The 11,707-nt window shown below is 63.0% G+C and carries 10 protein-coding genes and 1 pseudogene; 6 read left to right on the top strand and 5 right to left on the bottom strand.

What is annotated here, in order from left to right:
- Positions 1 to 594 precede the first annotated feature (594 nt).
- On the top strand, positions 595 to 978 hold the full coding sequence (locus AC6LJW_RS25005; protein WP_056567295.1) for an H-NS histone family protein: 384 nt from the start codon (positions 595 to 597) through the stop codon (positions 976 to 978).
- A gap of 89 nt (positions 979 to 1,067) precedes the next feature.
- On the opposite strand, the gene AC6LJW_RS25000 is transcribed toward AC6LJW_RS25005, so the two are convergent.
- Positions 1,068 to 1,703 (bottom strand): DUF4136 domain-containing protein, encoded by a 636-nt coding sequence (locus tag AC6LJW_RS25000; protein ID WP_056567298.1) that lies wholly within the window; start codon positions 1,701 to 1,703, stop codon positions 1,068 to 1,070.
- A 150-nt stretch (positions 1,704 to 1,853) separates the two neighbouring features.
- On the opposite strand from AC6LJW_RS25000, the gene pepN reads away from it, so the two are divergent.
- Positions 1,854 to 4,559 (top strand): aminopeptidase N, encoded by a 2,706-nt coding sequence (gene pepN / locus AC6LJW_RS24995; protein WP_498088513.1) that lies wholly within the window; start codon positions 1,854 to 1,856, stop codon positions 4,557 to 4,559.
- Positions 4,560 to 4,569: 10 nt separating this feature from the next.
- Complete coding sequence (locus tag AC6LJW_RS24990) at positions 4,570 to 5,589, top strand: class 1 fructose-bisphosphatase (RefSeq protein WP_056567303.1); 1,020 nt, start codon at positions 4,570 to 4,572, stop codon at positions 5,587 to 5,589.
- A gap of 82 nt (positions 5,590 to 5,671) precedes the next feature.
- Here AC6LJW_RS24990 and AC6LJW_RS24985 read toward each other — a convergent pair whose 3' ends face one another.
- The 4 genes from AC6LJW_RS24985 to alaC all read right to left on the bottom strand — a co-directional run bounded on the left by AC6LJW_RS24985 (position 5,672) and on the right by alaC (position 10,217).
- Positions 5,672 to 5,893, bottom strand: a complete 222-nt coding sequence (locus AC6LJW_RS24985) for a YgdI/YgdR family lipoprotein (RefSeq protein WP_056567306.1) — start codon at positions 5,891 to 5,893, stop codon at positions 5,672 to 5,674.
- A gap of 178 nt (positions 5,894 to 6,071) precedes the next feature.
- On the bottom strand, positions 6,072 to 7,481 hold the full coding sequence (thrC, locus tag AC6LJW_RS24980) for a threonine synthase (protein WP_498088511.1): 1,410 nt from the start codon (positions 7,479 to 7,481) through the stop codon (positions 6,072 to 6,074).
- A gap of 51 nt (positions 7,482 to 7,532) precedes the next feature.
- On the bottom strand, positions 7,533 to 8,837 hold the full coding sequence (locus tag AC6LJW_RS24975; RefSeq protein WP_056567311.1) for a homoserine dehydrogenase: 1,305 nt from the start codon (positions 8,835 to 8,837) through the stop codon (positions 7,533 to 7,535).
- 192 nt (positions 8,838 to 9,029) lie between these two features.
- Positions 9,030 to 10,217 carry an alanine transaminase gene (gene alaC / locus AC6LJW_RS24970; protein ID WP_056567313.1) on the bottom strand — a complete coding sequence of 396 codons (1,188 nt, stop codon included), beginning with the start codon at positions 10,215 to 10,217 and terminating at the stop codon, positions 9,030 to 9,032.
- A gap of 234 nt (positions 10,218 to 10,451) precedes the next feature.
- Between alaC and AC6LJW_RS24965 the strand changes: the two genes are divergently transcribed.
- From AC6LJW_RS24965 to AC6LJW_RS24955, 3 genes and pseudogenes are all read left to right on the top strand, one after another.
- Complete coding sequence (locus tag AC6LJW_RS24965; protein ID WP_056567314.1) at positions 10,452 to 10,913, top strand: Mth938-like domain-containing protein; 462 nt, start codon at positions 10,452 to 10,454, stop codon at positions 10,911 to 10,913.
- A complete protein-coding gene (locus AC6LJW_RS24960; RefSeq protein ID WP_056567320.1) occupies positions 10,910 to 11,374 on the top strand; it encodes a peroxiredoxin in 465 nt (154 codons plus the stop codon). The genes AC6LJW_RS24965 and AC6LJW_RS24960 overlap by 4 nt, the downstream gene beginning before the upstream one ends.
- A 55-nt stretch (positions 11,375 to 11,429) precedes the next feature.
- Positions 11,430 to 11,707, top strand: a pseudogene (locus tag AC6LJW_RS24955) (PhoH family protein); the annotation flags it as partial.

Below are 11,707 nucleotides of genomic sequence, written 5' to 3'. Positions count from 1 at the left end.
CCCGCATTATCTCGCCCATATAGATGGGGGCGGCATACTGCGTATCAAGTTAAGTACCAAGTTAAGCAATTACGCTCAGGCTGAATTGCTGCCGAGCGATTTCGACCTTGTCGTACGACCTGACAACAAAATGAAATCTGGGGGACGGAACACAGTTGTTCCAGGGGTATATCACTGCAGTGGGGGCACAAAGCCATAATGTATAACGCGTGCGTTTGCGACAAATTCAGCACGCATTTGAGCGCTCGGCTATTGACGACGAACACGCGTGGATAGTTCCCTTCGTCTGGTTGCACGCGGCCGATTCAGCCAGTCGCCACGCCGTTTTTGCGGTTGTCCGACAATTAGCGATTTTGAGCCAAACCCGTAAGCCAAGCAGGCGCTTGTTTCAGTTTGTCCCAAATTTAAGATATTGCTTCCCATGTTGTGAAAATTGCGGTGACCCGCAAGCGATAAGCCTTCCGGCCCTTTTGATACAAAGTAATTAGTCTGACAATAGCGATCCGCGGACTTAAATTCTGTATTATGCGAGGCACAACAAATAAACATAACTTCGCCGGCGATTAAAGCAGTTCCATAATCAGGAATAAAACCATGGCCCGAGAAACCTACGCAGCTCTGCAAGCAAAGATCGAAAAGGAAATCAACAAGCTCCAAAAGAAGGCGGAAGTCCTCCAGACGAAGCGCCGCAAGCCGGTGATCACGTCCATCATCACGTCGATGCGCGAGTACGACATTACGCCCGAAGAAATCATCGCCGCGTATGGCGCCGGCAAGCCCGCCCGCGCTGCCACGGGTGGCCGCCGCAAGGCCAGCGCCCCCGCCCGAGCTGGCGGCGCCGCCAAGCGCGCAGTGGCGCCCAAGTACCGCCACCCGCAAACCGGCGAAACCTGGAGCGGCCGCGGCAAGGCGCCGCGCTGGCTCGCGGCTGAAGAGGCCGGCGGCGCGACTCGCGAGAGTTTTCTTATCAAGGAATAAAACCTATTCTTCAGTAAGAAATAAAAGCGGCGCACCATCATGGTGCGCCGTTTTTGTTTTAGACAGGCGCAGCGGGGCGCCTTTTTTGCTCAACGCGCGGGGAATTGAATCTCGCGTTCAGCGCCATTATTGCCCGGGAAATTGTCGAATATGGCCCGCACCAGATAGGGCATGGTGCGAATCAAATCGTCGCGCTCGCTCAATATGAAGGCGGTCGAGCGGTAAACCTCGGCGCCGCCCTGCTGGGTGTCGCGAATGAAGAGCGACAGAGAATTTCGCTGCACCACCATGGGCACGTCCACCCAGTCAGGCCCCCAGAATCCCGCCCCCATGCCCCAGGGCCCCGGCCCATAGAAACCGCCATAGCCGCCATAAAAATACGGATCGTACGGACGGCGCACCATCACCTGAGTCTGCGAGCTGCCATAGCGGAACGACACCTCGAAGCGGCCCTTCACACCCTGGCGCGCCTCGACCAGGCCCGTGGCGCCGATACCTGCGCGCACCATATCCTGGAAGGACTGATATTCCAGATTATTGATTTGCGACGGGTCGGCGGGAACAAACTGGTAGGTCTGTCCTTCGACAGCCGCAGGCCATTGCTGAAACGACGTCACGCGTGCCGAAACGGTCGGCGCGGCGCAGCCCGTCAACGTCATCGCCCCGAGCACGGCAAAAATACCGGCCCACCGGCCTAGACTGCTGAACCAAGACGACCTGGACATTTGCGACTCCTCTGTGCGCGACGGCGCCATCATAACGAGCTTTGACATAAGCGCTTGCCAAAAGTTTTCAGGCTAGCCCGTAAGCCCAAGGTTCCGCTCACCGGCCAGCCACTACAATAGCCTTCTTGTTCATACAGGACTGCAAATCCCATGCGCACCGACACGCCCGTTACCGTTTACCGCAAGGATTACCAGCCCTACCCCTACGAAATTCCCGAAGTCGCCCTCGCCTTCGACCTCGCGCCCGACGCGACCGAAGTGCGCTGCACGATGCACGTGCAGCGCAGGCCTGAAGCCAGCGCCGACGCCGCCCTGATCCTGGATGGAGAAGAGTTGGAACTCGTGTCGGTAGGCGTGAATGGCGAACCCCTGCCCGCCGCCAGCTACCAGCTGTCCGAACACACGCTCACGCTGCGGGGCCTGCCCGCCGACGCCACCATTGAAATCGTCAGCCGCTGCAAGCCGTCCGCCAATTCCACGCTGATGGGCCTGTATGTGTCAGGCGGCAATTTCTTCACGCAATGCGAGGCCGAGGGATTCCGGCGCATTACCTGGTTTGCCGACCGTCCCGACGTCATGTCGCGTTATCGCGTGACGCTGCGCGCGCAGCCCGACTATCCCGTGCTGCTCTCCAACGGCAACCTGATCGCCTCGCGTCAGTTGCCCGACGGCCGCAACGAGGTCGAATGGGAGGATCCGTTCCCCAAGCCTTGCTATCTGTTCGCACTGGTGGCGGGCAACCTCACGCATCGTGAAACCACGGTCAAGACCGTCAGCGGCCGCGATGTGCTGCTGCAGGTCTATAGCGACCCGGGTTCCGAAACCAAGACGGAATGGGCGCTGGATTCGCTGGTGCGTTCGCTGCGCTGGGACGAAAGCCGCTTCGGGCTCGAACTGGATCTGGACCGCTTCATGATCGTCGCCGTCCATGACTTCAATATGGGAGCCATGGAAAACAAAGGCCTGAATATCTTCAACGCGGCCTACGTGCTGGCCGACCCGCAGACGGCTACCGACGCGAACTACGAAGGTATCGAATCGGTCATCGGGCATGAATACTTCCATAACTGGACCGGCAACCGCGTCACCTGCCGTGACTGGTTCCAACTGAGCCTGAAGGAAGGCCTGACGGTTTTCCGAGATCAGGAATTCAGCGCCGACATGATGGCCCGCGACATGGACGCCCAAGCCGCGGCCAGCGCGCGCGCCGTCAAGCGCATCGATGACGTCGTGGCGCTGCGCGCCGCACAGTTCCCCGAGGACGCGGGTCCCATGGCGCATCCGATCCGTCCGGAAAGCTACCAGGAGATCGGCAACTTCTATACGGCCACCGTGTACGAGAAAGGCGCTGAGGTCATCCGCATGCAGCACACGCTGCTGGGCGAGGCCGGGTTCCGCGCGGGCATGGACGAATATTTCCGCCGCCACGACGGCCAGGCCGTCACGTGTGACGACTTTGTCGCTGCCATGGAATCCGTCTACGTGAACCAGCATCCCGGCCGCGACCTGTCGGTGTTTCGCCGCTGGTACCGGCAGGCCGGCACGCCGCGCGTTGCGGTCAGGCTCGATCACGACGCCGCCGCGCGCCGTTGCACGGTGACGCTGACCCAGTCCTGCCCGCCCGTCGGCGTCGAAAAGAAGGCCGGCCCGGACTACGTGAAGGCGCCCTTCCACATTCCCTTTGCGATCGGTCTGCTGGACCGCGACGGCCATGCGCTGCCGCTGCGCCTTGACGGCGCCGTCGTGGACACTGCCCTGCTGGAACTGACGACGCAAAGCCAGCAATGGGTCTTCGAGGATATCGCCGAACGGCCCGTGCCTTCGCTGCTGCGCGACTTTTCCGCGCCGGTCATCGTGGACTACGACTGGTCCAACGAAGAACTGGCGCTGCTGTCCGCGCACGACGGCAATCCGTTCGCGCGCTGGGAAGCCGGCCAGGAATTGGCCACCCGCCAGATCCTGGCGCTGGCCGACGCCCACCAGGCTGGCCTCACGCTGCACGCGGACGCGGCCTTCATCGACGCGTGGCGCGCGTTGCTCACCGATGCCGCGCTGGACGCCGCGTATCGTGCGCGCGCCCTGGCCCTGCCTTCGGAAAAGACGCTCGCCGAACGCATGCAGCAGGTGGATCCGCCCGCCCTGGCCGTGGCGCGAGATTTCCTGCGCGCCGAACTCGGCCGTCAACTCCAGGCCGAATTCCGCCGCGCGTTCGACGAAAACCAGACGCCGGGCGAATACAGCCCCGCCCCGATTCCCGCTGGCATGCGCGCCCTGAAGAATCTGGCGCTCAGCCACCTGATGGCCGCCGGCGAGCCCGAGGCCCAGCGCCTGGCCGAACAGCAATATGCAAACGCCGGCAACATGACCGACAGCATGGCCGCGCTGACCGCCCTGATCAATTTTGGACAAGGCGAGTTCCCGCAGCAGGCGCTGGCCGCTTTCTACACGAAATGGAGCGCCAATCCGCTGGTGGTGGACAAGTGGTTCGCGCTGCAGGCGGCTGCCCGCTCCACGACCGTGCAGACCGCTCGCGAGCTGATGAAGCACCCGGCCTTCACGCTGCGTAACCCCAACCGCGCCCGAGCGCTGATTTTCCAGTTCTGCCTCAACAATGCCCGAGGCATGCACCATCCGGACGGATCGGGCTATGCGTTCTGGGCCGAGCAGGTGCTGGCGCTGGACGCGCTGAATCCGGAAATTGCCGCGCGTCTGGCGCGCGCGCTGGACAACTGGTCGCGCTTCGTCCCCGCGCTACGCGCGCCGATGCAGGCCGCGCTTGAAAAAGTGCGCCAGCACGACGGCCTGTCGCGCAACGTACAGGAAATCGTATCCAAGGCTTTAGAATTCGCTGCATAGGGAGATCCTTTTGAAACGTAAAACACTGACTCAATACCTGGTGGAGCAACAGCGCTCTGCCCAAGCCCTCGCGCCGGAAGTCCGGCTGCTCATCGAAGTGGTGGCACGCGCCTGCAAGGCGATCAGCCATGCGGTCAGCAAGGGCGCGCTGGGTGGCGTGCTGGGCAGCCTGGAAAGCGAAAATGTCCAGGGCGAAGTCCAGAAGAAGCTGGACGTGCTGTCCAACGAGATCCTGCTGGAAGCCAACGAATGGGGCGGCCACCTGGCGGCCATGGCCTCGGAAGAGATGGAAACCATCCACCTGATTCCGAACCGCTACCCCAAGGGCGAATACCTGCTGCTGTTCGATCCCCTGGATGGCTCGTCGAACATCGACGTGAACGTGTCCATCGGCACCATCTTCTCGGTGCTGCACGCGCCGCACGATGTGTCGGGCGCCCCCGTCTGCGAGGACGACTTCCTGCAGCCGGGCAACAAGCAGGTGGTGGCCGGCTACGCCGTCTACGGCCCGCAGACGATGCTGGTGCTGACCATCGGCAACGGCGTCGTGGGCTTCACGCTGGATCGCGAAATGGGCTCGTGGGTGCTTACGCACGAGAACATCCGCGTGCCGGAAGACACCAAGGAATTCGCGATCAACATGTCGAACATGCGGCACTGGGCCCCGCCGGTCAAGCGCTACATCGACGACTGCCTCGCCGGCTCGACCGGCCCGCTGGGCAAGGATTTCAACATGCGCTGGATCGCCTCGATGGTGGCGGACGTGCATCGCATCCTGACCCGCGGCGGCATCTTCATGTATCCGTGGGACGCGCGCGAACCCGGCAAGGCCGGCAAGCTGCGCCTGATGTACGAAGCCAATCCCATGAGCTTCCTGATCGAACAGGCGGGCGGCGCGGCCATCAACGGCACGCAGCGCATCCTGGACATCCAGCCCGAAAAGCTGCATCAGCGCGTGAGCGTGATTCTGGGTTCCAAGAACGAAGTCGAACGCGTGGGCCGCTACCACGCCGAGGACGCGGGCAAGTAAACCGCGCCCGTTCGTTCCGCAACAATGCAAAAGCCCCGGCCATCGGCCGGGGCTTTTGCTTGGTGCAGACGGTCAGGCTGGCTTACTTGACCTCTTCGATCGACTTCACGTCGTCCTTGTTGATCTGCACCTTCTTGCCGTTCTGTTCGTATTCATACATGCCCGACTTCTTGTCGTATTCGGGCTCGTCGGGCGCTACGGTCGAAGATCCGTCGCGTTGGTTGATAACCGAGGGCGACGAGCATCCGGCAAGCACTCCAACTCCGGTCATCACCAGGGCCAACGTCATGGTCTTCAGGTTCATGGTCGTGTTCTCCGAGTGTTGAATAGGTGATTTCACTCTATCCGAATCGCTCCCCGAAATCGTGTCGGGTTGTGGGCAAAATGCTTAAGAACGTAATCGGCCCCGACCCCAATAAACAAAAACCCCTCGCAAGGCACGCCTGCGAGGGGTTGCAACTGTATACAAGCGGCAAGCGTGCTTACACCTTGGCGTTCGCCTCGATGAAACGGCGTACGGACGCTTCGTTGCAGTCCATGACCTCGACGCGCTGCGGCAGCGATTCCAGGTCCGCGAGGTTGCCGGGCGGCGTCGCGGGACGGCCAAGCGCTTCCTCGATGGTTTCGGAGAACTTGGCCGGCAGCGCGGTTTCCAGCACGAGCATGGGTACACCCGGCTCGACGAATTCGCGCGCAACCTTCACGCCGTCGGCGGTGTGCGGGTCGACCAGCACACCGGTGGCGTCATACAACGCGCGGATCGTTGCCAGACGGTCCATATGCGAGCTGGCGCCCGACACGAAGCCATAACGCGACTCGAACTGGTCCTTCATGTCGGACAGGTCGAACGCGCCATCGCGCGGCAGCGCCGTCCACAGGGCCTTCACGCGATCGGTATCGCGGCCCACCAGGTCGAACACGAAGCGCTCGAAGTTCGAGGCGCGCGAGATATCCATCGACGGGCTGGACGTGGCGTAGGTCTGCTCGGCGGGACGCGGACGATAGATGCCGGTGCGGAAGAATTCTTCCAGCACGTTGTTCTCGTTCGTGGCCAGCACGAGGCGGCGGATCGGCAGACCCATGCGGCGCGCGATGTGGCCCGACAGGATGTTGCCGAAGTTGCCCGACGGCACGGCAAACGACACTTCCTGTCCGGCGCGCTCGGTGGCGCGCAGCCAGCCGTGGAAATAGTAGACGACCTGGGCGGCGATGCGCGCCCAGTTGATCGAGTTCACGGCGCCCAGGCGATACCGGTTCTTGAAGTCCAGGTCGCCGGCCAGCGACTTGACGATGTCCTGCGCCTGGTCGAACACGCCGCGCACGGCGATGTTGTGTATGTTCTCGTCTTGCAGCGAGTACATCTGCGCGCGCTGGAAGGCGCTCATGCGGCCGTGCGGCGACAGCATGAACACCGCCACGCCCTTCTTGCCACGCAGCGCGTATTCCGCCGCCGAACCCGTGTCGCCGGAGGTGGCGCCCACGATGTTCAGCGTGGTGCCGCGCTTTTCCAGCACGTATTCAAAGACCTGGCCGAGGAACTGCATGGCCATGTCCTTGAACGCCAGCGTCGGACCTTCCGACAGGCCCAGCAACGACAGCCCGCCGTCGAGCGGACGCAGCGGAACGATGTCCTCGCTGCTGAAGATCTGAGGCGTGTAGGCGGCGCGGGTCAGGCGGCGCAGGTCGTCCGCGGGAATGTCCGTGGCGAACAGCGACAGCACTTCGAAGGCCAGATCGGCATACGACAGGCCGCGCCAGGGCTCCAGCGTTTCAGCGGAAACCTGCGGCAGCGTCTGCGGCACGGCCAGCCCGCCGTCGGGCGCCAGGCCTTCCAGCAGGATGTCGGAGAATTCCAGCGGGGCCATGCCGCCGCGCGTCGAGATGTATTTCATATCAATGGCTCCACGATGGGCCAGACTCCCTTGCGCGGGAGCCAGGCTTCATCAGGTCAGGTTCTCCACGCGCAGACGCGTCACCTTGGAACGCACGAACGGCAGCGATTCGATGCGCTCGATGGCCTGGTTGACGTTGCCTTCCACTGCCTCGTGCGTCAGGAAGATGATGTCGGCGCCGCCGATGTGCGACGGCTGCTGGATCATCGAACCGATGGAAATGCCGCGGTCCGCCAGGATGCGGGCGATGTCCGCCAGCACGCCGGGCTGATCGTCGACGCGCAGGCGCAGATAGTAGGAGGTGCTGACCTGTTCGATCGGCAGGATCGGGGTGTCCGACATGGCGTCCGGCTGGAAGGCCAGATGCGGCACGCGGTTGCCCGGATCGGCGGTGTGCAGACGCGTCACGTCGACGAGATCCGCCACGACGGCCGAGGCGGTGGGCTCTTCGCCCGCACCCTGCCCGTAATACAGCGTGGGGCCGACGGCGTCGCCCTTGACCAGCACCGCGTTCATCGCGCCTTCGACATTGGCCAGCAGGCGTTCGGACGGCACCAGCGCCGGATGCACGCGCAGCTCGATGCCATCGGGACGACGCTTGGTGATGCCCAGCAGCTTGATGCGATAGCCCAGGCGCTCGGCATGCTCGATGTCTTCGGCGGCCAATTGCGAAATGCCTTCGATGTGGGCGCGGTCGAATTGCACCGGCACGCCAAATGCCAGCGAGGCCAGCAGCGTCAGCTTGTGCGCAGCGTCCACGCCTTCCACGTCGAACGTGGGGTCGGCTTCGGCGTAGCCGAGGCGCTGGGCTTCGGCCAGCACGTCGGCAAACGGCAGGCCGCGCGTGCGCATTTCGGACAGGATGAAATTGGTGGTGCCGTTGATGATGCCGGCCACCCACTGGATGCGATTGGCGGTCAGGCCTTCGCGGATCGCCTTGATGATCGGAATGCCACCGGCGACGGCGGCCTCGAAGTTGACCATCACGCCGCGTTCGGACGCGGCAGCGAAGATTTCGTTGCCATGCTTGGCCAGCAGCGCCTTGTTCGCCGTGACGACATGCTTGCCGTTGGCGATGGCTTCAAGCACCAGCTCGCGGGCCAGCGTGTCGCCGCCGATCAGTTCGACGACGATGTCGATTTCAGGATCGCGCACCAATGCGCGCACATCGGTGTCGACCAGAATGGAATCGCCCACGCGGGCGCGCGCCTTTTCCACATCGCGCACGGCGGCGCGGACGACTTCAATGCGGCGGCCGGCGCGGCGGGCGATTTCCTCGGCATTGCGGGACAGCACGGTCCACGTGCCGCCACCAACCACGCCAAGACCAAGCAGGCCCACCTTCATGGGTTTCATCGCGCCGCCCTCTGCGGGCGGGCGTTGAGGGGAATTCATTTCAGTTCTCCATAATGCCAAGTGATGCCTCGCAGCACCCCCGACGCAAGAAAGCGGTCGCCCCGTATCGGGATGCCGCGGATCCGGCTCCGCCGGTCCGCAGGCATGTCCCCTAGAGGGGGAAGCGCGCAGCGCTGCGGGGGTGGGCGTCATTCACTTCAGCAGACCGTCCTTGCGGAACATATCTTTGATGCCGCGCACCGCCTGGCGGGTGCGCTGCTCGTTTTCGATAAGAGCGAAGCGCACGTATTCGTCGCCATACTCGCCGAAGCCGATCCCGGGGGACACGGCCACTTTCGCATCCGACAGGACACGCTTGGCAAATTCCAAAGAGCCCATCGCCCGGTAGGGTTCGGGGATCTGCGCCCAGATGTACATGGACGCCTTGGGAATTTCCACATTCCAACCTGCTTCATGCAGGCCGCGCACGAGCACGTCGCGGCGGCTTTGGTACTGCGCCACGATTTCGTTCACGCAGTCCTGCGGACCGTCCAGCGCGGCAATGGACGCCACCTGGATCGGCGTGAACGTGCCGTAGTCGTGATAGCTCTTGATGCGCGCCAGCGCGTTCACGAGTTCGCGGTTGCCGACCATGTAGCCAATGCGCCAGCCCGCCATGTTGTAGCTCTTGCTCATCGTGAAGAACTCGACGGCGACATCGCGCGCGCCGGGCACCTGCATGATGGACGGCGCCACATAGCCGTCGAACGTAATGTCGGCGTAGGCCAGGTCATGCACCACGAGGATGTCGTGTTCCTTGGCCAGCGCGACCACGCGCTCGAAGAACGACAGGTCGACGCACTGCGCGGTCGGGTTGCTGGGAAAGCCCAGCACCATCATCTTGGGCTTCGGGATGGATTCGCGCACGGCGCGTTCCAGTTCCTCGAAGAAGTCCACGCCCGGCGTCATGCGCACGGAACGGATGTTGGCGCCGGCGATGACGGCGCCGTAGATGTGGATCGGGTAGCTGGGATTGGGCACCAGCACGGTGTCGCCGCGGTCCAGCGTGGCCAGCATCAGGTGGGCCAGGCCTTCCTTGGAGCCGATGGTGACGATGGCTTCGGAGTCCGGATCGAACTCGACCGCGTAGCGGCGCTGATACCAGTCACAGATCGCCTTGCGCAGACGCGGGATGCCCTTGGACACCGAATAGCCGTGGGTAGTGGGACGGCTGGTCGCCTCCACCATCTTGTCGACGATGTGCTTCGGGGTCGCCCCATCCGGATTGCCCATCGACATGTCGATGATGTCTTCGCCACGCCGACGCGCCGCCATCTTGAGCTCGCCGGTAATGTTGAAAACGTACGGGGGCAAACGCTCAATGCGAGAGAACTTCCTCATGATGGGAATCCTTAGGGGCGAAAAGGCAAAAAGACCAGGGCGCGGTCGCGCGAAGGGGAAAGGGGCTTAGAACCGCGCCAGCACACGATTGCAGCGCAGCAAAACCCTGTAATCTAGCGCAACGACGCCTGGGCGGCAAATGGGGCAAAAAAAGCCCCTTTTCCCTCGTGGATACGTTGCAACATGCGCCGTGTCCGATGCGCTATTATCAAGCACGTATAGCCGGAGTTTTTATTGAAGCTGCATACCGATCCTGCGACGGCCGCTCTTAACACTGTCACCGCCTACGGCGACGGTTATATCGAGGTCAACCAGGTACGTTTTTCCTCCTCGGTCGCTTTTGGCCCCGAAGGCGAAGTGACCATCTGGCCCGTTGAGTCGCCGGCCGACATTACCTCCTCCCTCTTGCTCCAGGCAGCCGGATTGTCCGAGCCCGCCCGCAACCCCCTGGATTTTCTGGATGCCCCGGAAGCCGCGCCCAGCCGGCCGGCCAACGCGCCCGAAGTCCTGCTGGTAGGCACCGGCGGCAAGCAACAGTTCCTGCGCCCTGAAGTATTACGTCCCCTTTTGGCCGTGGGCATTGGCGTGGAAACGATGGATACCCACGCCGCCTCGCGCACCTACAACATCCTGATGGCTGAGGGACGGCGCGTGGTCGTCGCCCTCATCCCGCCCAATGGAGCATCCAGTCAATGACGCCGAGCATAGGCAAACCCGCCCCGCTGTTCACCGCCGAAAGCACGATAGGCCCCATCAGCCTTGAACAGTGCCAGGGACGGGCGGTGATCCTGTATTTCTACCCCAAGGACAACACGCCCGGCTGCACCACCGAAAGCCAGGATTTCCGCGATCTGCACGGCGACTTCCTGTCGGCCAGCGCGATCGTGATCGGCATCTCGCGCGACTCGCTGAAGTCGCACGAGAATTTCAAGGCCAAGTACGAGCTTCCTTTCCCTCTCATCTCCGACGCCGACGAAACCGTGTGCAATCTGTTCGGCGTCATCAAGCAGAAGAACATGTATGGAAAGCAGGTGCGCGGCATCGAACGCAGCACCTTCTTGATCGACGCCTATGGCGTGCTGGTGCAGGAGTGGCGCGGGGTGAAGGTCCCGAACCACGCAAAGGAAGTCCTGCAAGCCGCCAAGAGCATCGGTTAGCCGCACAGGAAACCCGTCAGGCGCTATAGCCGGCCCAAACAGGAGAGTGACGCATATGCCGCTTCCGAAGTTGCCTACCCGCCCCGCAGCCATCCTGACCTTCCCCTCGGGTGAATCCGCCCGGGCGCAGGCCCGCACGACCAAGACTGCCGCTGCGCGGTCCAACACCCAGGCCGCCCTCGCCGAAGACGAGGACGAACTGCTGGTCCAGCCAGAACTTGAAGGCCTGGCAACCCCGGCGCGCAAGGCCCACACGCCGTCCCCGGTCCACGAGGCCCCGCCGCCCGCCCCGCCCGCGCCCGCCGCTCGCGCCCCCGCGCGCCAGGCCAAGGC

This window comes from Achromobacter sp. 1012554356, from assembly GCF_059760815.1.
This window is presented reverse-complemented; position numbering and strand designations above follow the sequence as displayed.

Bases quoted from the DNA above. Each gene is read 5' to 3' on its own strand.
- pepN (WP_498088513.1), top strand. From the start codon at position 1,854: ATGCGCACCGACACGCCCGTTACCGTTTACCGCAAGGATTACCAGCCC.
- thrC (WP_498088511.1), bottom strand. From the start codon at position 7,481: ATGAAATACATCTCGACGCGCGGCGGCATGGCCCCGCTGGAATTCTCC.
- AC6LJW_RS25005 (WP_056567295.1), top strand. From the start codon at position 595: ATGGCCCGAGAAACCTACGCAGCTCTGCAAGCAAAGATCGAAAAGGAA.
- AC6LJW_RS24960 (WP_056567320.1), top strand. From the start codon at position 10,910: ATGACGCCGAGCATAGGCAAACCCGCCCCGCTGTTCACCGCCGAAAGC.
- AC6LJW_RS24985 (WP_056567306.1), bottom strand. From the start codon at position 5,893: ATGAACCTGAAGACCATGACGTTGGCCCTGGTGATGACCGGAGTTGGA.
- AC6LJW_RS25000 (WP_056567298.1), bottom strand. From the start codon at position 1,703: ATGTCCAGGTCGTCTTGGTTCAGCAGTCTAGGCCGGTGGGCCGGTATT.
- AC6LJW_RS24975 (WP_056567311.1), bottom strand. From the start codon at position 8,837: ATGAAACCCATGAAGGTGGGCCTGCTTGGTCTTGGCGTGGTTGGTGGC.
- alaC (WP_056567313.1), bottom strand. From the start codon at position 10,217: ATGAGGAAGTTCTCTCGCATTGAGCGTTTGCCCCCGTACGTTTTCAAC.